The sequence below is a fragment of the Gramella sp. MAR_2010_147 genome (genome assembly GCF_900105135.1).
GTDB lineage: Bacteria > Bacteroidota > Bacteroidia > Flavobacteriales > Flavobacteriaceae > Christiangramia.
Genome location: NZ_LT629741.1, coordinates 2,445,944 through 2,472,349 on the forward strand (window position 1 = coordinate 2,445,944; position 26,406 = coordinate 2,472,349).

The following is a 26,406-nucleotide window of genomic DNA, read 5'->3' on the forward strand; positions in this document are numbered from 1 at the left end:
TTATAATCAAACTCAAACACAAAAAAAATGAGGAAATTATTACTCTTAGCGATGTTCTTAACGTCTGCTACGATTTTTGCTCAAGGAACTATTACTGGTGTGGTAATGGATTCTCAAACATCGGGACCACTTCCAGGAGCTAATGTGATGGTAGTTGGTACTAACAATGGTACAATGACAGATTTTGATGGAAACTTCACATTGGAAGTTGCCGAATCTAATGGTACAATTAAAGTTACTTTTGTAGGCTACACTTCTAAGGAAGTGAAATTCAACATTACAGGCGGTACTCAAGATCTTGGACAAATCGTATTGGGTGCAGATGACAACGCTTTAGATGAGATCGTTGTAACAAGTTTCTCTCTTGCCATCGACAGAAAAACGCCGGTAGCTGTATCTACAATTAGTGCTGCAGAGATCGAAACTAAGATTGGTAACCAGGAATTTCCTGAAGTACTGAAATCTACTCCTGGAGTTTATGCTAACAAAGCCGGAGGTGGTTTTGGTGATGCTGAGCTTCGTATGAGAGGTTTTGAAGGTGAGAACATTGCGGTAATGATTAATGGTGTTCCTGTAAACGACATGGAAAATGGTCGTGTATACTGGAGTAACTGGGCTGGTCTTTCAGATGTAACCAGAACTATGCAAACTCAAAGAGGTTTAGGTGCGGCTAAAGTTGCAGTTCCTTCTATTGCTGGTACGGTTAATATTGTAACTAAAACAACAGATGCTGAAAAAGGCGGAAATATTTACGCGGCAACTGGTAATGATGGTTATACTAAATTTGGAGCTACTGTATCAACTGGTAGAACTGAGAACGGACTTGCAGCTACCGTATCTGCTTCAAGAACAGTTGGAGATGGTTATGTAGACGGTACGGAGTTCATTGGTTACAATTATTTCGTGAACATAGCTAAAGAACTTGGTGAAGATCACGAACTTTCTTTCACTGCTTTTGGTGCTCCGCAAAGACATGGACAGCGTCAAAATAGATACCTTATCGAAACTTATAGAGAAAGCGAAAGAGGTATCAAATTTAACGGAGACTGGGGTTATTTAAACGGTCAGGTTACTCATATTGAAGATAACTTCTATCATAAACCACAAATGTCTTTGAATCACTACTGGGATATAAATGAAAATACTGAATTGTCTACTGCACTTTATGCTTCCTTTGGAACAGGAGGCGGTGGCGGATGGGCCGGAACTAACAAGTTTGGGCTTGATTCGAAATACAGAGATGGTTATTTACAACCCGTAAACCTTGATCTAATTGTGGACGAAAACATCGCAAGAGGTGCTGATGGTTCTGAAACTATTCTAAGAGCTTCAAGAAACGACCACAACTGGTTTGGAGCACTTTCAACTTTATCTACAGATATTACTGATAATATTGAACTTCTTGCAGGTATCGATTTAAGATACTACAAAGGAGAACACTTTCAGGAAGTTACAGATCTTCTTGGTGGACAGTACTACTTCGATGATTCCAACGTAAACAATCCTGTTAACCTTGCACAGGTTGGAGATAAGATTAGCTACTACAACGACGGTATCGTTCTTTGGGAAGGTGGATTCCTTCAGGGAGAATATTCTAAAGATGATCTTGATATCTTTGTTTCCCTTGCAGCTTCGAACACTTCTTACAAGCGTGTTGATTACTTCAACAACCTTGATTCAGATCCTAATCAGGAATCAGATTACGCAAACTTCTTCGGTTATCAGATCAAAGGTGGTGCGAACTATAACTTCACTAGAACTAGTGGTGTATTCGCTAACATTGGGTACTTTGAAAGAGCACCGTTCTTCGATGCAGTATTCTTAAACTTCGTAAACGACCTTAACCCGGATGCTGAAAATCAAAAGATCTTTAGTACTGAGCTTGGATATACTTTCAGAAGTTCTGTGTTAAGAGCAAACGTAAACGTGTACAGAACAAACTGGAGAGACAGATCTTTAATCTATTCTTACAACAATCCTGATGGATCTCTTGGTGTAGCAAACATTTTAGGCGTAAATGCAGTTCACCAGGGTCTTGAACTGGATTTTGAATACCGTCCTTTCGAGGAACTTTCTATCACAGGTTTCGCATCTTTTGGAGACTATAGATGGGAGAGTGATGTAACAGGTGTACAAATCTTTGACGAAGAGCAGAATCTTATTGATGAGATCAATCTTTTTATCGAGGATACTAAAGTAGGTGGTACACCACAAACTACTGCTGGTCTTGGAGTAGATTACGAATTCCTTAAAGACATGAGAATTAGAGGTAACTATAACTACTTCGGAGATTTTTGGTCAGACTTTGATCCTGTAAGTCGTACGAACCCTGATGCTGGTGAGACATGGAAACTTCCAGATTTCGGAACTCTTGATGTAGGACTTACCTACGACTTCTCTGTAGCTGGATTTGACGCTACTTTGAACGCAAACGTTTATAACATTACAGATACAGAATACATTGCGAATGCACAGAATGGTCTTCAGAATAATGCACGTACAGCACTTGTATGGTACGGTTTCGGAAGAACTTACACTGTAGGGGCAAAACTTAACTTCTAAACACAACACGATGAAAAAGACATTTTATGTACTAATGGCTTTCGTAGGTCTGGCTTTAACTAGCTGTGAGCCGATGGATGACATTCATGATGAGATCGACAATGAACTGGATAGCCAGCTTGCAGTCGCAGAGAGAGATTATGTACTGACTGAAGATGATTATGAAGATCTTGGACAGAGTTTTCCAAACTTCGGTTCAGTAGAAGATGCAAGAACTTTAATACCATCTTTACTTTCAGACCTTTACCCAACTTATGGTGCGGGTTCTATTATCAATGTTGGATTTGATCTTTTCGATCCACTTAGAGTTCAGGACTACTCAGTATCCAGTTCAGATTACGAAATGATCGATCTTTCTACTGACTATTTCACTGGAATGGGAGAGATTGTAGACTTTCTTGATGCGAAATATCCACAGGCCGAAGAAGGTGAGTACGTAAGACTTACTTATAATATTCTTGCGGAAGAGAAATCTTATGAATTAAATGATGATGATTACGATTTCGTTGGAGATGAGTTTGAGACTCAGTACCCTGGGCCGGCTGGAAATGTAGCTCAGTTTGGAAGTTTTGATGTAAGAGAGACCAGTTCTAATTACTGGAGCGATGATATGATCGTAGAAGCTTTAGGTGCTATTATTTCTGAAAATTTTGGAACAGTAGCAGGACAGAAATATAATGTGACTTACCTTGTATATAGTGGTAGTGTGGAAGAGAGAAGTATGTCTGTTCAATTTGACGGAAACACTTATATTTCTGTCGGTGGTACTGCTTACGAGATCTCAAGTGCAGATTATGACGCCATTGGTGATGAGTTTGCAGCCACTTATCCTGGACCTGCTGGGAATGCAGCTCAGTTTGGAAGTTTTGATGTAAGAGAAACTAGCGATAACTACTGGAGCGAAGACATGCTTTTAGAAGCTTTTGCTTTTGTAATTACTAATGAATTTCCTTCAGCTCAGGATGGTGATCAATTTGTACTGACTTACAAAGTATATAATGGGTCTGTTGCTACGATCGTAGTAAACCTTTTACTTAATGGAGATGCTGTTGAGATCGATGAAGATGCTTCAGTTTCAACTATTGAAGAAACTAAGGTGTTTGCTTACACGAATGGAGACTGGGATACGCCTTATATGCTTCCTGAAAACTCTTATACTGAAGAATTCGGTCAGCGTTTCAGCAACTTTGGAGATGAGGAAGAAGCACTTTCCAAAATTGCTATTTTCTTAGGAAGAGAATTTCCTTACGCCACTGAAGGTGAGTACAAAGCGGTTGGTTACCAGTTCTACAACGGGGAAGCTACTGTAACTGAGTACGCTAACTTCGTATTTGAAGGTGGTGACTGGAAGGCTATTCCATCTGTAGTTTCAGATGCACTTCAGTTTGGATTTGAAGATGGAATGTGGGTACCAGACAACACGATCAACTATATGTTGACTTCTGCAGACTATTCAATCATTTCTGATGCTCTTGCTGATAATGCAGATCTTTCAACACAACTTGCAAGTGTTGCACGTTACAATAACTTCGACCGTCGTCCAGGAGCTAGCGCTTACTGGAATGATGACAATATTCTTCTTGCAATGCAGTCTTTACTGAATGAGATTGCTCCTAATGCTGAAGAAGGACAGAAGTACGTTCTAACGTTCGATATCTATAACGGATCAAATACTACTGAAAGCCTAAGTCTTATTAGACAAGGTGGCGAGTGGGTAGTTAACGAGTAAGTTCAAAGCTCAATTTATATAAACCTCTTATCTTCACGGTAAGAGGTTTTTATTTGGCTTAAAATGTCAGATATTTGCAGCCACAATACACAAATTATGAAAAAATATACCGGACTCTTTTTGTTAGCTCTCATGCTGGGTTGCTCAGGTGAAGACGATTCTATCCCAACTCCAACACCACCAGTTGAAGAAGAAAATCCTGTAGCAACGGCAGATGAATTATCTGCTGTTCAAAATGAAGCTTATACGTTCAATAGATCTATGCTCCTGGAAAATGATGACATCGTGGATAACGCGATCATTACCAGTATAGATTCAGAAACTGAAACTGGAGGAAGCATAACAGACAATCGCGATCAAACTTATACCTACGAGCCTGCAGATGATTTTACAGGAAATGATACTTTCTCCTATACCATTTGCGTTCCTGGAGATTCAGATCGATGTTCCAGTGCAGTAGTCACGATCATTGTTGGAGATGCTGGTGAACCAGTAGCCACCGATGATAGTTATACCACTCAGGAGGGTAAAGCTTATACCATCAACAATCATCTAGACAATGACCAGGTCGTAGATAATGCTACAGTAACTTCCCTGGAAAGTACGAGTGGCAACGCAACTGTAACAATTCAGAACGATGGTAGCATACTTTATGAACCCAACGCATTCTTTTCTGGTCAGGACACGTTCACCTATACGTTATGTGACGATGATGAAACACCTAGCTGTTCTACTGCGACTGTCACTATGAACGTGGAAGATGAAGGTTCACCGGTCGCTTCAGATGACACCGTTGTAATTGAAGCTGGTACTTCCGAAGAAGTGATCACAAAACTTCTGGAAAATGATGATCTAATTGATGATGCTACAATTTCTTCTGTAGATGATTCTGGAAGTAACGCGACCATCGTCTTGAATAATGATGGAACAGTAACCTATACCCCGCAAGCCGGTTTTATGGGAGAGGATACTTTTACTTATACCATTTGTGATGATGATGCCGATGCTAGCTGTTCTACAGCTACTGTTACTGTAAATATCGTCGAAGCGGTTAAATTCAATGTTCCGGATGATCTGAAGGCATACTATTCAGACGCCAGCTTTACTGTAGATCCAGACCTGTTGTATTCAGAGCTTTCAGATTTTACAAACGCGCAACACACGAACCGCCTGACTTATACAGATCGTCATGATTATTTATATGATGCGGATGCTGCACTTGATGATGAAACTATGGTAGTACTTGTTTATTCTGGTGAACTAAGACCAGACGATGAGTTCCAGCTGGGAGATCTTGACGGTGATGAAAGTTTTAATACGGAACATATCTATCCTCAGTCTCGTTTAAATACTGAAGAATCTGTAAGCGATCTTCATTTATTAAGAGTGGCTGATGCAGAGATTAATTCAGAAAGACTTAATTATCCATTTATTGATGGTAGCGGAGAATATAAGCTTGTAGGTGGAGATAGCTGGTATCCTGGTGATGAATGGAAGGGTGATGTGGCTAGAATGGTTATGTATGTAAATCTTAGTTACGGAGATGATTTCAATGAAGTTGGAAATCTTCAATTATTTTTAAAATGGAATCGTGAAGATCCGGTTTCAGCATTCGAATTACAGAGAAATGATGTGATAGAAGCAGCTCAGGGTAATCGTAATCCATTTATCGATAATCCTTTCCTTGCTACTCTTATCTGGGGTGGTGATGCTGCGGAAAATCGTTGGGAATAATACAATTGCTTTTAGTATTTTAGCAAAGACCAAAAATTAAATTTACATGTACGAAACCGTTCAGTTTATACACTCTTATTGGGCCTATTTGGTGTTATTTATGCTTTTAATTGCAAGTTTCAATGGAATTATTGGTTTTGCAGCCAACAAAGAATATTCAGCCACCAACTTTAGAATAGCTCTTTTTACCCTTATAGTTTCTCATATACAATTATTAATTGGGATCGTATTATACCTTACACCAGGAAACCTTTCCCGGTTTGATGGCGGTATGAGCGAAGTTATGAAGAGTGCTACTTTAAGATTGTACCTGGTTGAACACCCGCTTATGATGATCCTGGCTATTGTTCTAATTACTTTAGGATATTCAAAGCATAAAAAGAAACTTACATCCAGGCCAAAATTTAAGATGCTGGCCATTTTCTATGGTCTTGCATTTGTAGTAGTTTTAACCAGAATTCCATGGAGTGCCTGGTTCTAAATTTCTAGAATTATAATATAAAAGGCCTGGATTCTTTCCGGGCTTTTTTTATGGATTAGTGATAGCTCTTATGAGGTATATATAAACCGGAAAATGATCACTATAACCACCTTCATACCCTGCATATCCGTATGTTCTTGCCGGATATCCTCTAAATTGGCCAGAAGTAGTAATTAGATAAGGTTTGTTGAATATTCCTGCCTGGTAAAATTGATAACCAGAAGTAGATCCCGAAACCAGATTTCCTGTCATGAAAATTTGATCGAACAAATTCCAGGAATCCCTATAAGCCAGACTTCCCTTTCCCTGTTTTAGCATATTCTCCATAGGATTAAAAAGTTCAGTAGCTAATATTCCTTTTTTCGAGGGCTTTGTATTCAGTACTTTTTTAAAGCTTTTATTAGTGGGATCATCATTAAAATCTCCCATGGAGATGATCTTTGCCTCTGGATTTAATTTGATCAATGAATCAATAATTATTTTATTCAAATAAGCAGCTTTCTCCCTTTTATAGGCACTACGGGCTTCGCCACCGCCCCGGGAGGGCCAGTGATTTACAATAAAATGAACTTCTTCCTTATTTAAAAGGCCTGATACAACTAGCTGATCTCTGGTATAATCTCGTTTACCTGGGTTATCACTTTCGTAAATAATCAATTTTCTGGCTTTGCTATTAATGGGCTGAAAGTGTTCTTTTCTATAAAGCAATGCGACGTCAATCCCTCTTTCGTCTGGAGAATCAAAATGAACAATTCCATAATGAAGATCTTTTAAATTTGGATGATCTACCAGATCTTCCAGAACCGATTTGTTTTCAATCTCGCAAAGACCAATAATAGCCGGGGGAGTTTTTGTAACTTCTTTTCCAATTTCAGAAAGCACCTGACTAATATGATCAATTTTCAGTTTGTATTTTTCAATACTCCAGGCATCTTTTCCGCCTGCCGTCCGGTCGTCATCGAATGTCTCAGGGTCATCTTCAGTATCAAATAGATTTTCTACATTATAAAAGGCGATTGTTTGAATTTCATAATCCTTTTTTTCTTGACCAAAAGCTGTTTGACAGAGTAAGTAAATGCTCAACAAAAGAAAACCCTTATATCTCATTTAAAATTATTTTATCTAATCTTTAAAATTAATCACTTTTTTTAAACCACTGAATTTAAGTTTATTATATATTTAACCGATAGAATAATTACAATTTATTTTGGGGCAATTAAATGTATATAAAGGTTGTTTTGGTTTTTCTGGCGATGCTGGCAGGCATGTCCATGAATTCCCAGCAAATCACCTTAGAAGGTAAGTTTGCAGATGCCTTTACCGAAGTGCCCTTACCACAGGTAAAAGTTTCAATCGAAAGTCTTTTTTCAGAAACAGTTTCAAATTCTAACGGAGAATTCCGGCTGGAGTTAAATAATATTGCTCCGGGAGAATATATTCTCAAAATTGATAAATCCGGTTATCTTCTTAAACGAATTCCTATTAGTATTTCTTCTGAAGATAAACTCATGGAAATTATTCTATTACAACCAGATCCCGCTTTTGAACAGATTCATCAAAATACCATCAGCCTTTCAGATGCAGAGTTGCTTTCCGATGAAAGTGAGTTTGATAATATTGCGGGCATTCTACAATCTACTCGCGATGTATTTCTCAATGCTGCTGCCTTTGATTTTAGTCAGACATTTTTCCGACCGAGAGGTCTTGGGTCAGAATATGGAAAGCTGCTCATAAACGGGCTTGAAATGAATAAAATGTTTGATGGCAGACCGCAATGGGCAAATTGGGGAGGTTTGAATGATGTACAGCGCAATCAGGTATTTAATAATGGAATTTCAGCGAATGATTTTCAATTTGGTGGGCTAGGAGGTACTACCAATATAATGATGCGAGCTTCCAAATATCAAAAAGGAGGGAGGATTTCGTTGGCCGGCTCAAATCGAAGTTATACGGGAAGGGTCATGGCTACTTATGCATCCGGGGAAGAGAAAAATGGCTGGTATTATGCAGTTTCTTTGGGAAGAAGATTTGCGGAGGAAGGATATATAGACGGGACAGTCTATGATGCAAATTCATTTTTTGTTTCCGTAGAAAAGAAACTGGGAGAGAAGCATTTTCTAAATTTTAGCGGAATCTATACTCCAAATACACGTGGACGTTCAGCCGCGATTACTGAAGAAGTACTTGACTTAAAAGGCCGAACTTATAATCCCTATTGGGGTTTGCAAAATGAGGAAATTCGAAATTCCAGATTGCGGGAAGTCAAAGAACCAATTTTAATGCTGAACCATTTTGGAGATTTTTCTGAAAAAATAAAACTGAATAGTAGTATTTACTATCAGTTTGGAGAAACTTCTAATTCCAGAATAGATTATGGAGGAACGAGCTTAAATATGGCTAATGCACAGCTTAGTTTTGTTGGAGGTGGGGCAAATCCAGATCCATCTTATTATCAAAAATTACCTTCTTATTTTCTAAGGTTTGAGAATGCTCAGAATTATGAAGCTGCCTATAGATCCCGGAATGATATTATTACTAACGGACAGCTAGATTGGAAATCTCTGTATCAGGCAAATATAATAAACTCCCAGAATTCTATTTATGCGCTTTCTGAAGATGTAAATATGGATAGACAGTTTACGGTGAATTCAAACCTAAGTTGGGAGCTTCAGAATAATTTAAAACTGAATGCTTCTTTAAGATACCAAAATCTGAAATCTGAAAATTTTGCCAGGATCAAAGATCTTTTAGGAGGAGAACAATTTCTGGATATCGATGTTTTTGTACAGGATGAAATAGGAGTAGTTTCAGGATTAGCGGCTCAAAGCGATCTATTAAATCAAAATAGATTGGTTGGGGAAGGAGACAGGTATAAATACGATTATGAAATTGGTGCGGTAGAAACCGAGTTTTTTAGTCAGTTGCAATGGACGTCCAGGCACATAGAACTTTATCTGGCAGGGAATTTAGAAAAGGTAAATTATCAGAGAACTGGAAAATATCAGAATGGAATTTTTCCCGAGAATTCGCTTGGTTCAAGTGAGATTGCCGACTTTTTTAATTTCGGAATAAAATCTGGTGCGGTCTATAAACTTTCAGGTCGGCAGAATCTTGAAATGAATACCGGCTATTTTACGAAAGCTCCCGGTTTTAGAAATGCCTTTATAAATCCAAGACAGAATAATTTTTTAGTTAATGATATCACTAGCGAAAAAATTCTTACTGGAGATATTTCCTATAGATACAGAGCTTCATTTCTCAATTTTCGGCTTACCGGATATATTTCTGAAATAAAAGATGTGACAGAAGTCTCCTATTATTATGCTGACGGGCTCTCAGGACTGGAAAGAGAAAATACAACGGCATTTGTTCAGGAGGTACTTAGTGAGATGGATAAAAAATATTATGGTCTGGAAGTAGGAGCAGAATCCCAGATTACTTCTACGATAAAACTGAAATCTGCTTTGGCTCTGGGAGAATATATCTATTCCAATAATCCAAAACTATCTTTAAATTCTGCCTCTTTTCAAGGGAATCTGGATTATGGCAGAGCTAACCTCAAAAATTATCATTTATCCGGCGGCCCACAAACCGCAGCACAGATCGGGTTTGAATATCGAGATCCGGATTTCTGGTGGTTTGGGGTCACGCTCAATTATTTCGCAAACGGATTTGTAGATATAAACCCGCTTACCAGAACCGTGAATTTTCAACAGGATTATGACGGGCTTCCTTTACTGGACTATAATCCTGAAATAGCATCAGAGCTCTTAAGACAAGAAGAGTTTGAGGATTATTTTTTGACAAATATGGTAGGGGGTAAGTCCTGGCGTATTAAAGATAAATACCTCGGGACTTTTATAAGTCTGAACAATATTTTCGACACTTTTTACAAAAGTGGTGGTTACGAGCAGGCCAGAAATTCAAATTTCAGAAGTTTGAAGGAAGACCTTGATCGTGATTTACCTCTTTTCTCAAACAAATACTGGTATGGGCAGGGAACTACCTTCTTTGCTAATGTTTATTTAAGGTTTTAATCGATAGAAAATGAAGAATATTAAAATTTTGGGTGTACTGGCAATTTTTACAATGTTGGGTTGTGTGAAGACGGACGATTTTGAATTGCCTGATCTTGAAATTTCGGAAATAGAGATTGAAGGAAATATTACAAGTATTGCGGCTGTAAAAGGGAATTTCAATTTTGAAACAGAAGCTATTTATACATTTCGGGAAACCGATACCTGGTTTGAAGCCTATGTGATTTCCAGTGATGCGGGAGGGAACTTTTATAAGGAATTAATTGTTCAGGATAAGGCTTCAAATCCAACTTCTGGAATACATTTATTGTTGGATAATAATTCGCTTTTTGATACTTACAATCTGGGAAGGAAGATTTATGTGAAATTAGATGGGTTGAGTCTATGGTATAATAATGGAGTTTTGCAGCTTGGAATTCAGAATTTAGGAGACGTTGTGGCCATTCCAAATTCTTTGATAGACGATCATATTATCAGGTCTGAAATTACCAAAGAGATTGAAGCTTTACCTATAGAAATTTCAGACTTTAATCCCGAATTAAAGAATCTATATGTTAGGATTCAGGACGTTCAGTTTGATAGAAATTTAGTAAAAGAAAATCAGTTATTTTCCTTTGCATCAAATCCTGCAGATCAATACGACGGAGAGCGACAATTAGAAAACTGTGAAACCGGCGAAACCGTTTTGATGAGTACGAGTACGTTTTCTAATTTTAAATCGCTCCTTATTCCGGGAGGTTCAGGAAGTGTTGAGGGGATTCTTACCCGTAATTTTTATGATGAACATTATGTAATTGTTGTAAATACCCCAGATGCTTTACAAATGAATGACGAACGTTGTGATACTGAATATCTGGATTGCGGCGGTAATCAGGAGGAAGCTTCAAAAATTTTATTCGAAGAGAATTTTGACGGAGTTACTTCCAATACCACTTTAAATTCAAGAGGCTGGACTAATATAAATGTAAGCGGCGGAGAAAAGAAGTTTACACCAACTTTATCTGCAGGCAATAGAATACTCAGAATTTCAGCGTACAATACGAATGAAAGCCCGTTAGAAGCCTGGCTGGTTACTCCTGAAATTGATTTAAATAATTCAATGGATGAGATTTTGAGTTTTGATATTCTTTCATCTTATGACAAAGGGCTGATATTGGAGGTTTATATCACTCAGGATTTTACCGGAGATCCACGAACCACAGAATGGATAGAATTAGATGCAAACATTCCTTTGGGGCCTTCCAGTTCAAACTCCAGCATCTTTAAAAATTCTAAAATTAATATCTCTTGTCTTGAAGATAAAGTATGGGTAGGTTTTAGATATCTGGGCTCAACTTTTGACAAGACTACTACTTATGATCTGGATAATATTAGAGTAACCGGGGAATAAATAGAACTAAATATTCTTTTTAATTCACATACCTCCTTAATTATGGATTGTAAATTTTGGAGGTTCTTTTCCCGGTAATTTCGTAAAGAAAAGATCAGGTGACAACCTCTTCCTTCTTCTCTCTAAAATCCAGTGGTTGTAAAACTTTCAGCGCTTTTTCAACAGAGGTGATCCTGTCAAAAGTTAGTAAAAGCTTTAAACCGCCGCGGGTTTCCTTCTCCTTCATGGTGCAGTTCTGCCGATGGGTTTGGACATACTGGAGAACCCGGGTGAAATTGTTGGTTTGATAGAATCTTGATTTTTGATCAGAAATAAAATAACCTACCATTTTGTTCTTTTTCATGATCACCCGTTCCAGACCAATTTTCGCAGCGATCCATTTAATTCTTACTGAGTTTAATAAATCCACGGCCTGTGTGGGTAATTCACCAAATCTATCCACCAGATCAGCTTCAAATTTTTGAAGTTCTTCCTCAGTTTTTAGTTCATTCAATTTGGTATATAGATTCAGTCTTTCAGTAATATTATTGATGTAATCATCAGGAAATAGCAGTTCGAAATCTGTGTCTATTTGCGTATCCTTGACAAAATCCTTTTGCTCCACATCTTCAGTTTCAGCATACAGGTCACGGAATTCATTTTCCTTTAATTCCTCTATCGCTTCGTTTAGAATTTTCTGATAGGTATCAAAGCCTATATCATTGATAAATCCACTTTGTTCTCCTCCCAGTAAATCTCCGGCTCCCCGAATCTCCAGGTCTTTCATGGCAATATTGAATCCACTTCCCAATTCTGAAAATTGTTCGAGAGCAGTAATACGCTTTCTGGCATCTTCGGTCATTGCGGAATATGGCGGAGTTATAAAATAACAAAATGCTTTTTTATTACTACGGCCTACACGTCCACGCATCTGGTGAAGATCAGACAAGCCAAAATTGTTGGCATTATTTATAAAGATGGTATTGGCTTCCGAAACATCAAGTCCACTTTCTACGATCGTGGTAGATACCAGCACGTCAAATTCACCATTGATGAAGCTCAGCATTAATTTCTCCAGTTTTTTACCTTCCATCTGGCCGTGTCCCACGCCAATCTTGGCATCGGGAACCAGTCGTTGGATCATCCCGGCAACTTCTTTAATATTTTCAACCCGGTTATGGATAAAGAAGACCTGTCCCCCTCGCTGGATTTCATAAGAAATAGCATCACGAATGGTCTCTTCTGAAAATCGAATCACGTGACTTTCTATAGGATAGCGGTTAGGGGGCGGAGTGGTGATCGTAGAAAGATCACGTGCCGCCATCAGGCTAAATTGTAAGGTTCTTGGAATTGGCGTCGCTGTTAGCGTAAGTGTATCAACATTCTCTTTAATCGTCTTTAATTTATCTTTTACGGCGACACCAAATTTTTGTTCTTCGTCAACCACCAATAGGCCAAGGTCTTTAAATTTTACCGCTTTACTTACTAGCTGATGGGTTCCAATAATAATATCAACCTTTCCAGCTTCCAGATCAGCAAGGGTTTGTTTACGCTCTTTAGCAGTTCTGAATCGATTTAAATAATCAATGCGCACAGGAAAATCTTTTAAACGTTCCGTAAAGGTTTGATGATGCTGAAAAGCAAGAATGGTGGTAGGCACTAGGATAGCTACCTGTTTATTGTTGTCTACTGCTTTAAAAGCAGCCCTGATGGCAATTTCTGTTTTTCCGAAACCAACATCCCCACAAACCAGGCGATCCATAGGACGCTCATTTTCCATGTCTGCTTTTACAGCTGCTGTAGAAGAACTTTGATCTGGTGTATCTTCATACATGAACGAAGCTTCCAGTTCGTGTTGAAGATAGGAGTCGGGATCAAATTTAAATCCTTTTTCCAATCTTCTTTTTGCATACAATTTTATAAGGTCGTAAGCAATATGCTTAACCCGTGCTTTTGTTTTTTTCTTCAGATTTTTCCAGGCATTACTTCCCAGTTTATAGATCTTGGGAGGTTTACCATCTTTTCCGTTGAATTTAGAGATCTTGTGTAGAGAGTGTATGCTCAGGTATAAAATATCCCTTTCTCCATAGATCAGTTTGATGGCTTCCTGCTTTTTACCTTCTACATCGATCTTCTGAAGTCCGCCAAACTTTCCAATTCCATGATCTATATGGGTTACATAGTCGCCAACTTCCAGATTGGTTAATTCCTTCAGGGTGATCGCCTGCTTTTTGGCGTATCCATTTTTTAAATGGAATTTATGATAACGCTCAAAAATCTGGTGATCTGTATAACAAACAGTTTTTGAATCTTCATCAATGAACCCCTGAAACATGGAAAATACAGGTGTCTGGTATTTTACTTCCTTCTCCTGATCTTCAAAAATATCGTGAAATCGTTTCGCCTGCTGTTCACTTACGCAACAAATGAAATTAGTATATCCTGCCTCCTGATTTTCAACTAAATTCTCAATTAGTAAATCAAATTGCTTATTAAAGGAAGGTTGCGGCTTGGTGTGGAATTCTATTTTGGTCACGTCAGCCTGAACTCGTTTCAGGGTCTTTTCATTGGCAGATTCTGAAACAAGTTCAGAATGACGTAAAAAAGATTGGTTGCTTAATTCTACTGAAGTATACTCCAGTAATTGTTTTTTAATAAGCTCACCATTACAAAAAAGTTCTTTGGGTTCACTATGTTTTATATCTTCGGAAAGTTTTTCGAATGCTTCCTCTGCTTTTTTGTAAAGTTTATCTGCCTGGGCTGATAGCAGGTCAAGATTTTTTATAAAAACAATGGTTTTTGCTGAAATATATTTTAGAAAACTCTCTCTAACTTCATCCAAATGTTTGTTTTCCACATTGGGCATCACAGAGATTTTCTTCTTTTTATCTGTAGAAAGTTGTGTTTCTACATCAAAAGTCCTGATGCTGTCTATTTCATCACCAAAAAATTCAATTCTGTAAGGTTCATCATGGCTAAAGGAAAAAACATCGATGATCCCTCCACGCACAGAAAATTCTCCCGGCTCGGTCACAAAATCAACTCTTTTAAATTGATATTCAAACAGCACCTCATTTACAAAGTCTATAGAAAGTTCGTCACCAATGGCGATTTTCAAGGTACTTTTATCTAATTCCTTTCTGGTAACTACTTTTTCAAAAAGTGCATCAGGGTAGGTGACTATGAGTGCCGGTTTCTTTCTGGAATTAATTCGGTTTAAAACTTCAGCACGCAACAAAACGTTGGCATTGTCGGTTTCCTCAATTTGGTAAGGTCTTCTGTAACTTCCAGGATAAAAAAGCACATTTTTCTCACCAACCAACTGTTCAAGATCGTTTAAATAATAGGCAGCTTCCTCTTTATCATTAAAGATCATCAGGAAAGGGTGGTCAGATTCCTTAAAAACATCTGCCACTACAAAAGACAGGGCAGAACCAACAAGGCCTTTAAGATGAATATTAGACAGATTTTTTTGGGAAACGGCAATAGCATTTCGCAGTTCCTGCTGTTGCGGGGACTGTGCAAATTTCTGGGCGATAAGACTTGTACTCATTACTGCAAATATAATTTCATCCAAATTGCCTTACAACCAGTTCGTTGATTTTTAACTATTAAATAGCATTGCTCATTTTATAACTTTCATAACACAAGAACAGCTTATCAATACCTAACTTCCCGTAAAATTGAAAATGAACAATAAACAGCTCGCTTATTTTCTTGCCAGGCTCACGCTGGGTATCAACTTTTTTATTCACGGTCTGGTAAGGTTACCTAAAATGGAATCTTTTGCCAATGATGTAGCAAAAGGATTTGAAAATACAATGCTTCCGGAGATTCTGGTATTACCAGTTGCTTATGCCATACCTATCGTGGAATTAGTTCTGGGACTTTTTTTAATCTTAGGATTAGTTACCAAAAAAACGTTAACGGGTGCAGCCATCCTTATCATCTTTTTGATTGCCGGAAGTGCTTTCAAAGAAGACTGGGGTGCAGTGGGAACACAAATGCTATATGCTTTATACATTTTCTTTCTGTTATTTTATCAGGAGAATGAGCGCATGGCTATTTATTCAGAAAATAGAAAAGTTTAGAAATGGATTTAGAATTAAAGGATAAAAGAGTTTTTATATCAGGTTCTACCAAAGGAATTGGATTTGCAACTGCAAAGGTCCTGGCGAAAGAAGGAGCAGAGGTGATTATTAATGGGCGATCACAAGATTCGGTTGATAAAGCACTGGAAAAATTAAAGAATGAGATTTCAGATGCTAAGATCTCCGGTTTTGCCTGTGATTTTTCAAATAAGGAAGAGATCAATAAGCTTATAAAGGAACTTGGCGATCTGGATATATTAATAAATAATGTCGGCATTTTTGGACCGAAGGATTTTGGTGAAATTGCAGATGAGGAATGGCTGGAATTCTACGAAGTTAATGTTATGAGTGGGGTAAGACTATCCCGTGCATTTTTACCGAAGATGTTAAAACAGGATTGGGGACGAATCATCTTTATTTCAAGTGAAAGTGCTTTGAATATTCCGGTGGAAATGATTCACTACGGAATGACCAAAACAGCCCAACTGGCCATTTCCAGAGGACTTGCTGAAATGACCAAGGGCACAAATGTTACTGTAAACAGTGTGCTTCCGGGACCTACATTTTCAGATGGGGTTCAAAAAATGGTAGAGGCCGAAAATAGTAAGGAAAGGGAAAAAGCAGAAGAGGAATTCTTTGAGAAAGCGAGGCCTACATCGTTAATTCAACGTTTTACAGATCCTCAGGAAGTAGCGAATATGATAGCCTATGTAGCCAGTCCCTTATCATCTGCCACAAACGGAGCATCCTTGCGTGTAGATGGGGGAGTAGTAAAAACAATCTAAAGAAATTATGGGAATTGAAGAATTTGATGTCTTTGTAATAGGGACAGGAACAGCAGGGAAAAGTGTTGCTAAAGAATGTGTTGAAGAAGGCTTGCGAGTAGCAATAGCCGATAATCGTGAATATGGAGGTACTTGTGCTAATCGTGGCTGTGACCCCAAAAAGGTTCTAGTTGGATTAACGGAAATTCTGGATAGGGCTGATAAAATGAAAGGTTACGGAATCACCAAATTACCTGAATTTAGCTGGAAAGATTTGATGCAGTTCAAAAAAACTTTTACAGTTGCCGTTCCGGCAGCAACAGAAAAAGATATGGAAGCACTTGGGATCAAGATGTATCATCAATCTCCAAAATTTTTAGATGAAAATACACTTTCAGTGGAGGGTAAAACCGTTAAAGCAAAGAAGATAGTGATCGCAACAGGGAACAAACCCCTGGAATTACCAATTCCGGGAAGGGATCTTCCTATAACAAGTGATGACTTCCTGGAGCTGGAAGAATTGCCTGAAAGCATGATATTTATTGGAGCCGGTTATATTGGGATGGAATTTGCCCATATTGCAGCAAGATGTGGAGTGGAGGTTACTATAATTGAGGGGGAATCCAGATCGCTCAATAATTTTGATGAAGATATGGTAAAACATCTTCAAAAGGCTTCTGAAGAAATTGGAATTAAATTCATTTTTGATTCGGAAGTAACCGGAATAGAGAAACTTCAGACGAACTATAGAGTAACTGCAAACCAAAAAGGAAAGAAGATCGAATTGAAGGCGAAACTGGTGGTAAATACTGCAGGAAGAGTTCCATCTATTGATGATCTTGATCTTGAAAAAGGGAATGTGGAATTTTCCAAAAAAGGAATTACCGTAAATAAACACTTGCAAAGTCCTTCCAATAAGAGCGTCTATGCCTGCGGGGATGTTTCTGCCAGTGAAGGTTTACCTTTAACACCATTGTCTTCTCAGGAAGCCCGGCTTGTAGCGGGAAATATTCTGGACAAAGATCGTGAAAAAACTGTCGACTATCCTCCACAACCTTCTGTGGTATTTACCTTGCCTAATCTGGCATCTGTGGGATTGAATGAAAAACAGGCAAAGGAACAAGGTTATGATTTCAGGTTGGAACAAAAGCTAATCCCGGAGTGGTTCAATGCAAAACGAATCAATGAAGAATATTACGCTTATAAAACACTGGTAGATAAAGAAAGCGGTTTAGTCCTGGGAGCTCATCTTGTGGGGCCGGATGCCGGTGAAATGATCAACATGGTTGTAATGGCAATGTGCGGTAAATTAACCTGTGAAACCTTAAAAGGAATGATCTTTTCTTATCCTAGTTGGGGTAGCGATCTTAAGGCAATGGTTTAACTGCTTTCACGGTGCATCATTCTGTAAAAAGGCGTTTGCTTTCTGTTCTTGAAACCATGGTAGGCAATATTCAGAAATAAAAGAATTGATCCTGCTAGTGCTGTTCCTGCAATAAATTCTTCGGTGCCCTGATGTCTTATATAGATTGCTATTAAGGCCCAGACTCCAACTGCGGCAAATTCTCTCATATTTCTAATGTAAATCATGAGTAGATTTATAATGACGGCTACGCCTATCATAATTACCGTCCATTCAACTTCAGAAAAAAGTGCGCCGTCCCAACCAATCTCAGTCAGCCACGCTGCCATATTAGCAATGCTGGCTACAGCGATCCAGCCGGAATATAAACAAACAGGCCACCAGTAAAACGCTATAACTTTAAATGGAGCATCCCATATTTCCATATCGTTATTAATGATCAGCTTTAAAAGCTTAGCTAATACAAAGAACATCAAAACTACCGACATTCCGGTAAATTCGTAAAGCCAGGTAATTACCCAGAGACCGGTGCCAATATTTGCTACAATAAACCAGATAGAAGTATTCTTAATAAATCTGGTATGCTTCCCACCGGTGAAAGCCTGATGAATCATAAAAATTGAGGAGACCAGAAGACTTAGAAAAATAAGACCCCAAATAGAAAAAGCATAATCTGCCGGAGTAAAAAGATTTGAATATTTGTCGCTCATCTCACCTATGGTGGTGTTGTTGAACCTGCCTGTTTGTGCATAAAAATTGATTGCAATATTGAGAATTACAGAAACAAAATTTAAAACTGCTAGTTTTTTTATCATTGGGGGTGATTTTAGTTAGCGGGAATTACTTCTTTTCCGGTGATTGCAAAAATACGATCCCCTTCTTCAGGTTGCATAAAATAATTTCCTGTGAATTCGCCAAAGGCTGGCAATATCATCTGATCTTGACTTTTAAAGAAACAAGATAATCTTAATATTTGTTTTCCGTTACCTCTCATCTTAAAACCTGGGTGAATATGTCCACAGATGTTGAAATGATTTTCGAGAATTTGAGGATGATGGGTTAAATAAAAGCCTTCGATCTTTATATCTGAAAAAATCTTGATACCAATATCCTGATATTTAATAGGTGAAATAATATCGTGGTTGCCGGCAATCAAATGTACCTGGTTATCTATGCCTGAAATCCATTCTTCAAACATATTCCACTCTATATTCAATGAGCTATGAAAGAGATCACCAAGAAATACGATATGTTCAGGGTCAAATTCTTTTCTAAGTTCATCAAGTTTGTGAAAGTTCTGTGCGATAGCCTGCATGGGAACTGCACTCCCGTGTTTTCTGAAATGGGAAACCTTGCCCAGATGAACATCAGCAATGAGTAGCGCTTCCTGTTCCGGCCAGTAGATTGCGCCAAAAGGATGCAAAACGAAATCCTGATTTCGAATTCTGATGTTAAAATTCATCTATAATTTGCAAAGTATTTCTGCCGCCTTTTCCAGAGTTTCATCGGTTTTCGCAAAACAAAATCGCAGCTGACTTTTGTCTTTCTTGTTAATATTAAAAACAGATACTGGAATTGAGGCTAATCCATGTTGTTTCACTAATCTCTCAGCGAAATTTACATCATTTTCATCGGTTATCCCGGAAAAATTTAACAGTTGATAGTAAGTCCCACTAGATGGGCTATATGTGAAATTAGAATCTTTTATCAAATTCAGAAAAAGATCTCTTTTAGTCTGATAAAATTTAGAAAGTTCTAAGTAGTTCTCCGGATTCGTTAGATATTCTGCATATGCTCGTTGCATAGGATGGTTGACAGAAAAAACAGTGAGCTCATGGATTTTTCGAATTTCTTTCATCAGTTTTTCCGGTGCAACACAGTATCCTGTTTTCCAGCCTGTATTATGAAAAGTTTTACCGAAGGATGCACATACTATAGATCTTTCAGCTAATTCAGGAAACTTTGAAGCACTTTGGTGCTTTAATTTGTCAAAAATAAGATGCTCATAGACTTCATCACTCAAGAGGATGATATTGGTTGCTGAAAGAATGCTTTGCAGTTTCAGCATATCATCTTCAGAAAGGATTGTGCCGGTAGGATTATGCGGAGTGTTGATGATCATCATTTTAGTTCTGGAAGTAATCGCATCCTTTACTTCGTCCCAGTCAACACGATAATTATCGTCTTTTAATTGAATTTGAACCGGTTTGCCACCGTTTAGTTTAATGGTTGGCTCATAAGTGTCATATGCGGGTTTGAGTACGATCACTTCATCTCCTTTCTGCACAAAAGCTGTAATGGCGCAGTACAAAGCTTCAGTAGCTCCTGAGGTAACTGTAATTTCAGAATCAGCATTATATTCTTTTTCATAAAGAGATTTAATCTTTTTAACGATTTGCTCTCTTAAAACCTGTACACCAGAATCTGGAGGATATTGATTATATCCATCTTTCATAGCCTCGGAAACCAGGTCTTTCAGTTTTTGATCGGTTTTAAAATTTGGAAATCCCTGGGACAGATTTATGGCATTATGATCATTAGCCATCTTACTCATTACTGAAAAAATACTGGTTTTGGTACCGGGCAGTTTTGATTCGTATTCAGTGATTCCAGCCATAGTTCATTTTTTAATTAAAATGCATAAAAAAACCCGGACTACAAAGTCCGGGTTGATCTATATTTATTTTAAAAGCGGTTTACTTTACGCTGGCTTTCAAATATTCTCTGTTCATTCTTGCGATGTTCTCTAAAGAGATTCCTTTAGGACATTCAATTTCGCAAGCTCCGGTGTTGGTACAATTACCAAAACCTTCTTTATCCATCTGCTCTACCATTTGTAATACTCTACGATCTGCTTCAACTTCTCCTTGCGGAAGAAGTGCAAACTGGCTCACTTTGGCTGAGGTAAATAACATGGCGCTGGCATTTTTACAGGCCGCAACACAAGCTCCGCAACCAATACAGGTAGCTGCATAAAAAGACATATCTGCACTTTCCTTATCTACCGGGATAGAGTTTGCATCCTGGGTATTTCCTGAAGTATTCACAGAAATATACCCACCGGCCTGCTGAATCCTGTCAAAAGAACTGCGGTCTACTACCAGATCTTTTATTACAGGAAAAGCTTTAGCTCTAAAAGGCTCAATAACGATAGTATCACCGTCATTAAATTTTCTCATATGTAACTGGCAGGTCGTAATTCCGCGATCTGGTCCATGAGGCTCTCCGTTGATCTGTAAATTACACGATCCGCAGATTCCTTCACGACAATCATGATCAAAAGCTACAGGTTCGTCTCCCTTGGCGATGAGCTGCTCATTAAGAACATCCATCATTTCAAGAAAAGACATATCTGTGGAAATATCAGAAACCTGGTAGGTTTGCATTTTTCCTTTTGTATCGGCGTTCTTCTGACGCCATATTTTTAATGTAAGGTTCATACTTTAAGTATTGAGTATTTAGAAATGAGATTTTAGAATTATCGGGACAGTTGTCTCAATTCTCAAATCTCAAATCTCAATTCTATTTATAACTCCTTGTTTTTACCTGAATATTTTCATAATCTAAATCTTCTTTATGAAGAATAGCATCTGCAGGATTGCCAGTGTATTCCCAGGCAGCTACATACATAAAGTTCTCGTCATCACGCATCGCTTCCCCTTCTTCTGTCTGGTATTCTTCTCTAAAGTGACCACCACAAGATTCTTCTCTATGTAATGCATCTTTGGCGAATAATTCTCCAAGCTCAAGGAAATCTGCCACACGACCAGCTTTTTCAAGCTCAGCATTCATTTCCATCGTATTACCAGGAACGCGAACATCTCTCCAGAATTCTTCCCGAAGTTCTTTGATTTCGGTAATAGCTTCTTTTAGGCCTTTAGCGTTTCTAGCCATACCAACCTTGTCCCACATGATCTTACCAAGAATCTTATGGAAGTGATCTACAGATTTAGATCCTTTGGTATTTACCAGTTTTTCCAGTCTTTCACGCACTTCAGTTTCTGCAGCATCAAATTCGGCAGAATCTGTAGGGATCGCACCGGTTCTAATATCATCAGATAAATAGTTTCCTATAGTATATGGTAATACGAAATATCCGTCAGCAAGTCCCTGCATCAAGGCAGAAGCACCAAGCCTGTTAGCTCCGTGATCTGAGAAGTTTGCTTCTCCAATCGCGTAACATCCCGGAATGGTGGTTTGAAGGTTATAATCAACCCAAACACCACCCATGGTATAATGTACCGCAGGATAGATCATCATAGGAGTTTCGTATGGGTTTTGATCTACGATTTTCTCGTACATCTGGAAAAGGTTACCATATTTGGCTTCTACAACCTCTTTCCCTAATTTCTTTATTTCAGCATCAGAAGGATTATCTATTTTCTGAGTAGTTGCAGCTTCTTTACCATAACGCATAATGGCTGAACTAAAATCAAGATAGACTGCTTCTCCGGTCTTATTTACTCCAAAACCTGCGTCACAACGTTCTTTGGCTGCTCTGGAAGCAACATCACGAGGTACAAGGTTTCCAAAAGCCGGGTATCTTCTTTCCAGGTAGTAATCTCTTTCTTCTTCGGAAAGCTCTGTTGGTTTTTTCTTGCCTGCTTTAATTGCCTCGGCATCTTCTTTCTTCTTCGGAACCCAGATTCTACCATCATTCCGAAGTGATTCAGACATCAGCGTTAATTTAGACTGATGATCTCCTGAAACCGGAATACAGGTTGGGTGAATTTGAGTAAAACATGGGTTAGCAAAATAAGCTCCCTTTTTATGTATTTTCCAGCTGGCAGTTACATTACTTCCCATAGCATTGGTAGATAGGAAAAATACGTTCCCATATCCTCCTGAAGCTACAACCACAGCATGTGCTGAGTGTCTTTCCAGTTCTCCTGTTACCAGGTTTCTAGCAATAATACCACGGGCTTTTCCGTCAACTTTTACAATATCAAGCATTTCATGCCTGTTGTAAGATTTGATCTTTCCACGGTTTATCTGGCGGTTCATTGCTGAATAGGCTCCAAGCAATAACTGTTGCCCCGTTTGTCCCTTGGCGTAGAAAGTTCTTGAAACAAGTACTCCGCCAAAAGAACGGTTATCTAAAAGTCCGCCGTATTCTCGGGCAAATGGAACTCCCTGAGCCACACATTGGTCAATAATATTTCCGGAAACCTGTGCAAGTCTATATACGTTGGATTCCCTGGAACGATAATCACCACCTTTTACAGTGTCATAGAAAAGACGGTAAACAGAGTCACCATCTCCCTGGTAGTTCTTTGCTGCATTGATACCTCCCTGAGCAGCAATAGAGTGCGCTCTTCTAGGAGAATCCTGGTAGCAAAATGTTTTTACGTTATAACCCAGCTCAGCAAGAGTTGCCGCAGCACTACCTCCCGCAAGTCCAGTTCCAACAACGATAACATCAATATTACGTTTGTTGGCCGGATTAACCAGGTCTATAGAATTTTTATGATTGGTCCACTTTTCTGCCAATGGGCCTTTAGGTGCATTAGATTCAAATATTCCCATAGCTTAAATTTTTTCTAGTACAAAGTGAATATAAAATGGAATTACAGCAAATGCCAGAGGAACTAAAACTGCAAAGGCATATCCAAATTTCCTGATAAAGCCATTGTACTTAGGATGATTAACACCGAGTGACTGAAATCCGCTGGCAAAACCATGCGACAGGTGAAAACCTATAGCAAGCATGGCTAAACCATAAGCTATCGCCCAAATGAGTCCGTATTGTGCATCCTGAAATGTCTTAATGGTAAGAGTATAAAGGTCTTTCACCTTTGCTCCATTTTCTGTAGTATAAACAGTATCATCCAGACCTCCAAATTTCATTTCTCCCCAGAACATGGTCATATGAATTACAATAAAAGCTAAAATGATCGTACCAAGAATCCCCATATTTCTGGAAGACCACATGGTGTTAGTAGAAGGTTTAAAACTTACATATCCTTGAGGTCTTGCTTTACGGTTATGGATTGTTAGCATCACCCCGTCAATGGCGTGAAAAATAATACTTAGATAAGTGAGATAGGATAATACCTTAACAGCAGGATTCGTGGTCATGAATAATGCATATTCATTAAACTGGTCTTTCGCCGCTTCGCTTACCGGTAACAATAATTGTAAATTTCCAAGAAGGTGACCTACTAAAAACAGGCATAAAAAAAGACCTGTGAAAGCCATCCAGTATTTCTTCGCCAGTGATGACTTTAAAAGCGCAGATTTCGCCATAAATGTTTTGAATTATTTAGATAAAGTGGAGCAAAAATAAGCTTCCTTCTAATTTTTAACAAACTTTGGAGTTCTTTTTACTCACTATTTAGAACTAATTTAAAGTAGCCTGTTATTTGTTGAAGCTTTGAATGAGAGTGGCTTGCAGATTAGGCTTTTAAACAAATCTTAAAGTGATCATGCCGAATGATAATCATTGTTTTGGCAAAAGCTTAACTGCACTAAAAAGGCAATTTTCGTAATTTCCTATTTCATTTATCCCTACAATGAAAAATAGAACAAAAAAAATCGTCAGATCACTTTCAGAGATTTTTGAAGGACTACCCTGGTACGGCGAGTCGGTAATGAGAAAACTTGAAAACGTGCCTTATGTTATAGGGTATAAAACCTGTAATCCAGAATCCCATAGTGTGGCTCAAATTGTTGGGCACCTCATTGCCTGGAAAATTTATGCCGTAGAAAAGTTGAAGTCTAATGCAAATTTTAGCATTGAAATAGATTCTGAAGATGATTGGGCTCATATTGAAGTGCACTCTGCAAAAGAATGGGAGGAACTAAAGCGTAAACTGGTTGCAGCACAGAGTAAGATCTATGAACTTTTAGATGAAAAAGAGGATGATTCTTTTCTGGATAAAAAAGTTCAGGGTAAAGATTACAATTTTGAGCATTTATTAAACGGGATCATTCAACACGATATTTATCATATTGGACAAATTGGCTTGATCGAAAGTCAGCTCAAAAAGAAAGAAATAGATTCAGGTGTTTTTAGAATTTAAAAGCAGGTTTTTTAAATGGATTTTATAGACTACTACAAACTTTTAGAAATCAATAAATCGGCTTCCCAGGCAGATATTAAAAAAGCGTATAGAAAACTGGCTCGTAAATATCATCCAGATCTCAATCCTAATGATAAAGAGGCTCAGGCAAGGTTTCAGCAGATCAATGAGGCTCATGAGGTGTTGAGCGATCCCGAGAAACGAAAGAAATACGATGAATACGGAAAAGACTGGCAACATGCAGATCAATTTGAAGCTGCAAGAAAACAACAGGCAGCTTCAGGAGGATTTTCCGGAGGTTTTGGAGAAGGTAGTCAGTCACGTTCGTATTCAGGCAATTTTGATGATGATACTTTTTCAGATTTTTTTGAACAGATGTTTGGAGGTAGGGCAAGAGCAGAGGGAGCCCATCGCGGAGCACATTTTAAAGGTCAGGATTTTAATGCGGAGCTTCAGTTAAGACTTAGTCAGATCTATAAAAGTGAAAAACATACGCTTACCGTAAATGGTAAAAACATTCGGCTTTCCATACCAGCGGGCGTTGAGAATGGGCAAACCATAAAAATTAAAGGTCATGGTGGTCCCGGAGTTCAGGGTGGGCCAAGGGGCGATCTCTTTCTTAGCTTCAATATCCTGAATGATACTTCCTTTCGCAGAGAAAAAGAACACTTATACTCAACTGAAGAAATTGATCTGAGTACTGCAGTTCTGGGCGGGGAGATCGCTATAAATACGTTTAACGGAAAGGTCAAACTGAAGGTGAAGCCGGGAACACAAAATGATAGCAGGATTAAATTAAAAGGAAAAGGATTTCCGAAGTATAAAAAAGAAGGCCAATTCGGAGATCTTTATATTACCTATAAAGTGAAAGTCCCGGAGCGTTTAACCGATAGGCAGAAAGAATTATTTCAGGAACTTAAAAAAACGGGAATATGAACAAAGAAGACTTAATTCCTGCAGAAGAGATTTGTGTTCGCTATAAAGTGGAGCGTCAGTTTGTAAGCTCACTGTACGATAGCGGGATCATAGAGGTAATCACAATAGAGGAGACTGAGTATGTTCACTGTGACCATCTGGCCAATTTTGAAAAAATGATGCGCCTGCACAATGAATTAAATATCAATTTGGAGGGACTTGAAGCTATTGATCATTTACTAAAGCAAATACAGAAACTTCAAAAGGATAATCTTCAATTGAAAAACAGATTGGGACTTTACGAATAAAATGGGACCCATAAAATACTTGCTGACTATT

At 38.3% G+C, this 26,406-nt stretch carries 20 protein-coding genes; 12 read left to right on the forward strand and 8 right to left on the reverse strand.

Features of this window, described 5'->3' with window-relative positions; all coding sequences use genetic code 11:
* Nucleotides 1-27 precede the first annotated feature (27 nt).
* The 4 genes from BLT95_RS11115 to BLT95_RS11130 all read left to right on the forward strand — a co-directional run bounded on the left by BLT95_RS11115 (nt 28) and on the right by BLT95_RS11130 (nt 6,506).
* Nucleotides 28-2,562 (forward strand): TonB-dependent receptor, encoded by a 2,535-nt coding sequence (locus BLT95_RS11115; protein WP_089666235.1) that lies wholly within the window; start codon nt 28-30, stop codon nt 2,560-2,562.
* A 10-nt stretch (nt 2,563-2,572) separates the two neighbouring features.
* Nucleotides 2,573-4,291: a hypothetical protein gene (locus BLT95_RS11120; RefSeq protein WP_089666237.1), complete on the forward strand. Its 1,719-nt coding sequence runs from the start codon at nt 2,573-2,575 to the stop codon at nt 4,289-4,291.
* A gap of 96 nt (nt 4,292-4,387) precedes the next feature.
* On the forward strand, nt 4,388-6,025 hold the full coding sequence (locus BLT95_RS11125) for an Ig-like domain-containing protein (RefSeq protein ID WP_089666239.1): 1,638 nt from the start codon (nt 4,388-4,390) through the stop codon (nt 6,023-6,025).
* A 46-nt stretch (nt 6,026-6,071) separates the two neighbouring features.
* A complete protein-coding gene (locus BLT95_RS11130) occupies nt 6,072-6,506 on the forward strand; it encodes a hypothetical protein (RefSeq protein WP_089666241.1) in 435 nt (144 codons plus the stop codon).
* Nucleotides 6,507-6,554: 48 nt separating this feature from the next.
* Here the strand turns inward: BLT95_RS11130 and BLT95_RS11135 are convergent, their stop codons facing one another.
* Nucleotides 6,555-7,613 (reverse strand): endonuclease, encoded by a 1,059-nt coding sequence (locus tag BLT95_RS11135; protein ID WP_089666243.1) that lies wholly within the window; start codon nt 7,611-7,613, stop codon nt 6,555-6,557.
* 113 nt (nt 7,614-7,726) lie between these two features.
* On the opposite strand from BLT95_RS11135, the gene BLT95_RS11140 reads away from it, so the two are divergent.
* Both BLT95_RS11140 and BLT95_RS11145 read left to right on the forward strand, forming a co-directional pair.
* On the forward strand, nt 7,727-10,543 hold the full coding sequence (locus tag BLT95_RS11140; RefSeq protein WP_089666245.1) for a TonB-dependent receptor: 2,817 nt from the start codon (nt 7,727-7,729) through the stop codon (nt 10,541-10,543).
* A 10-nt stretch (nt 10,544-10,553) separates the two neighbouring features.
* Nucleotides 10,554-11,933, forward strand: a complete 1,380-nt coding sequence (locus BLT95_RS11145) for a DUF5689 domain-containing protein (RefSeq protein ID WP_089666247.1) — start codon at nt 10,554-10,556, stop codon at nt 11,931-11,933.
* A gap of 94 nt (nt 11,934-12,027) precedes the next feature.
* Here the strand turns inward: BLT95_RS11145 and mfd are convergent, their stop codons facing one another.
* Nucleotides 12,028-15,465 carry a transcription-repair coupling factor gene (gene mfd / locus BLT95_RS11150; protein WP_089666249.1) on the reverse strand — a complete coding sequence of 1,146 codons (3,438 nt, stop codon included), beginning with the start codon at nt 15,463-15,465 and terminating at the stop codon, nt 12,028-12,030.
* A 136-nt stretch (nt 15,466-15,601) separates the two neighbouring features.
* Between mfd and BLT95_RS11155 the strand changes: the two genes are divergently transcribed.
* Genes BLT95_RS11155 through BLT95_RS11165 form a run of 3 tightly spaced genes read left to right on the forward strand, consistent with a single transcriptional unit; the run spans nt 15,602 to nt 18,151 of the window.
* The gene (locus tag BLT95_RS11155; RefSeq protein ID WP_089666251.1) at nt 15,602-16,003 is read left to right on the forward strand and encodes a DoxX family protein; all 402 of its coding nucleotides are present in this window, start codon (nt 15,602-15,604) and stop codon (nt 16,001-16,003) included.
* Between the two features lie 2 nt (nt 16,004-16,005).
* Entirely contained in the window at nt 16,006-16,788 is a 783-nt protein-coding gene (locus BLT95_RS11160; RefSeq protein WP_089666253.1) for an SDR family oxidoreductase, read from the forward strand.
* Between the two features lie 7 nt (nt 16,789-16,795).
* A complete protein-coding gene (locus BLT95_RS11165; RefSeq protein ID WP_089666255.1) occupies nt 16,796-18,151 on the forward strand; it encodes an NAD(P)/FAD-dependent oxidoreductase in 1,356 nt (451 codons plus the stop codon).
* Here the strand turns inward: BLT95_RS11165 and BLT95_RS11170 are convergent.
* The 6 genes from BLT95_RS11170 to BLT95_RS11195 all read right to left on the reverse strand — a co-directional run bounded on the left by BLT95_RS11170 (nt 18,148) and on the right by BLT95_RS11195 (nt 24,376).
* Nucleotides 18,148-18,945, reverse strand: coding sequence for a hypothetical protein (locus BLT95_RS11170; RefSeq protein ID WP_089666257.1), 798 nt, complete (start codon nt 18,943-18,945; stop codon nt 18,148-18,150). The genes BLT95_RS11165 and BLT95_RS11170 overlap by 4 nt on opposite strands.
* Before the next feature lie 11 nt (nt 18,946-18,956).
* Nucleotides 18,957-19,592 carry a ligase-associated DNA damage response endonuclease PdeM gene (gene pdeM, locus BLT95_RS11175; protein ID WP_089666259.1) on the reverse strand — a complete coding sequence of 212 codons (636 nt, stop codon included), beginning with the start codon at nt 19,590-19,592 and terminating at the stop codon, nt 18,957-18,959.
* Nucleotides 19,593-20,747 (reverse strand): methionine aminotransferase, encoded by a 1,155-nt coding sequence (locus tag BLT95_RS11180; protein ID WP_089666261.1) that lies wholly within the window; start codon nt 20,745-20,747, stop codon nt 19,593-19,595.
* A 79-nt stretch (nt 20,748-20,826) separates the two neighbouring features.
* Nucleotides 20,827-21,570: a succinate dehydrogenase/fumarate reductase iron-sulfur subunit gene (locus tag BLT95_RS11185; protein WP_089666263.1), complete on the reverse strand. Its 744-nt coding sequence runs from the start codon at nt 21,568-21,570 to the stop codon at nt 20,827-20,829.
* An 82-nt stretch (nt 21,571-21,652) separates the two neighbouring features.
* On the reverse strand, nt 21,653-23,656 hold the full coding sequence (locus tag BLT95_RS11190; protein ID WP_089666265.1) for a fumarate reductase/succinate dehydrogenase flavoprotein subunit: 2,004 nt from the start codon (nt 23,654-23,656) through the stop codon (nt 21,653-21,655).
* A gap of 3 nt (nt 23,657-23,659) precedes the next feature.
* A complete protein-coding gene (locus tag BLT95_RS11195) occupies nt 23,660-24,376 on the reverse strand; it encodes a succinate dehydrogenase cytochrome b subunit (RefSeq protein ID WP_089666267.1) in 717 nt (238 codons plus the stop codon).
* 266 nt (nt 24,377-24,642) lie between these two features.
* Between BLT95_RS11195 and BLT95_RS11200 the strand changes: the two genes are divergently transcribed.
* Genes BLT95_RS11200 through BLT95_RS11210 form a run of 3 tightly spaced genes read left to right on the forward strand, consistent with a single transcriptional unit; the run spans nt 24,643 to nt 26,375 of the window.
* Nucleotides 24,643-25,152, forward strand: a complete 510-nt coding sequence (locus BLT95_RS11200) for a DinB family protein (protein WP_089666269.1) — start codon at nt 24,643-24,645, stop codon at nt 25,150-25,152.
* Nucleotides 25,153-25,167: 15 nt separating this feature from the next.
* A complete protein-coding gene (locus BLT95_RS11205) occupies nt 25,168-26,088 on the forward strand; it encodes a J domain-containing protein (protein WP_089666271.1) in 921 nt (306 codons plus the stop codon).
* Complete coding sequence (locus BLT95_RS11210; RefSeq protein WP_089666272.1) at nt 26,085-26,375, forward strand: chaperone modulator CbpM; 291 nt, start codon at nt 26,085-26,087, stop codon at nt 26,373-26,375. The genes BLT95_RS11205 and BLT95_RS11210 overlap by 4 nt, the downstream gene beginning before the upstream one ends.
* The last annotated feature ends 31 nt before the right edge of the window (nt 26,376-26,406 follow it).

Bases quoted from the DNA above. Each gene is read 5' to 3' on its own strand.
- BLT95_RS11115 (WP_089666235.1), top strand. From the start codon at position 28: ATGAGGAAATTATTACTCTTAGCGATGTTCTTAACGTCTGCTACGATT.
- BLT95_RS11120 (WP_089666237.1), top strand. From the start codon at position 2,573: ATGAAAAAGACATTTTATGTACTAATGGCTTTCGTAGGTCTGGCTTTA.
- BLT95_RS11125 (WP_089666239.1), top strand. From the start codon at position 4,388: ATGAAAAAATATACCGGACTCTTTTTGTTAGCTCTCATGCTGGGTTGC.
- BLT95_RS11130 (WP_089666241.1), top strand. From the start codon at position 6,072: ATGTACGAAACCGTTCAGTTTATACACTCTTATTGGGCCTATTTGGTG.
- BLT95_RS11135 (WP_089666243.1), bottom strand. From the start codon at position 7,613: ATGAGATATAAGGGTTTTCTTTTGTTGAGCATTTACTTACTCTGTCAA.
- BLT95_RS11140 (WP_089666245.1), top strand. From the start codon at position 7,727: ATGTATATAAAGGTTGTTTTGGTTTTTCTGGCGATGCTGGCAGGCATG.
- BLT95_RS11145 (WP_089666247.1), top strand. From the start codon at position 10,554: ATGAAGAATATTAAAATTTTGGGTGTACTGGCAATTTTTACAATGTTG.
- mfd (WP_089666249.1), bottom strand. From the start codon at position 15,465: ATGAGTACAAGTCTTATCGCCCAGAAATTTGCACAGTCCCCGCAACAG.
- BLT95_RS11155 (WP_089666251.1), top strand. From the start codon at position 15,602: ATGAACAATAAACAGCTCGCTTATTTTCTTGCCAGGCTCACGCTGGGT.
- BLT95_RS11160 (WP_089666253.1), top strand. From the start codon at position 16,006: ATGGATTTAGAATTAAAGGATAAAAGAGTTTTTATATCAGGTTCTACC.
- BLT95_RS11165 (WP_089666255.1), top strand. From the start codon at position 16,796: ATGGGAATTGAAGAATTTGATGTCTTTGTAATAGGGACAGGAACAGCA.
- BLT95_RS11170 (WP_089666257.1), bottom strand. From the start codon at position 18,945: ATGATAAAAAAACTAGCAGTTTTAAATTTTGTTTCTGTAATTCTCAAT.
- pdeM (WP_089666259.1), bottom strand. From the start codon at position 19,592: ATGAATTTTAACATCAGAATTCGAAATCAGGATTTCGTTTTGCATCCT.
- BLT95_RS11180 (WP_089666261.1), bottom strand. From the start codon at position 20,747: ATGGCTGGAATCACTGAATACGAATCAAAACTGCCCGGTACCAAAACC.
- BLT95_RS11185 (WP_089666263.1), bottom strand. From the start codon at position 21,570: ATGAACCTTACATTAAAAATATGGCGTCAGAAGAACGCCGATACAAAA.
- BLT95_RS11190 (WP_089666265.1), bottom strand. From the start codon at position 23,656: ATGGGAATATTTGAATCTAATGCACCTAAAGGCCCATTGGCAGAAAAG.
- BLT95_RS11195 (WP_089666267.1), bottom strand. From the start codon at position 24,376: ATGGCGAAATCTGCGCTTTTAAAGTCATCACTGGCGAAGAAATACTGG.
- BLT95_RS11200 (WP_089666269.1), top strand. From the start codon at position 24,643: ATGAAAAATAGAACAAAAAAAATCGTCAGATCACTTTCAGAGATTTTT.
- BLT95_RS11205 (WP_089666271.1), top strand. From the start codon at position 25,168: ATGGATTTTATAGACTACTACAAACTTTTAGAAATCAATAAATCGGCT.
- BLT95_RS11210 (WP_089666272.1), top strand. From the start codon at position 26,085: ATGAACAAAGAAGACTTAATTCCTGCAGAAGAGATTTGTGTTCGCTAT.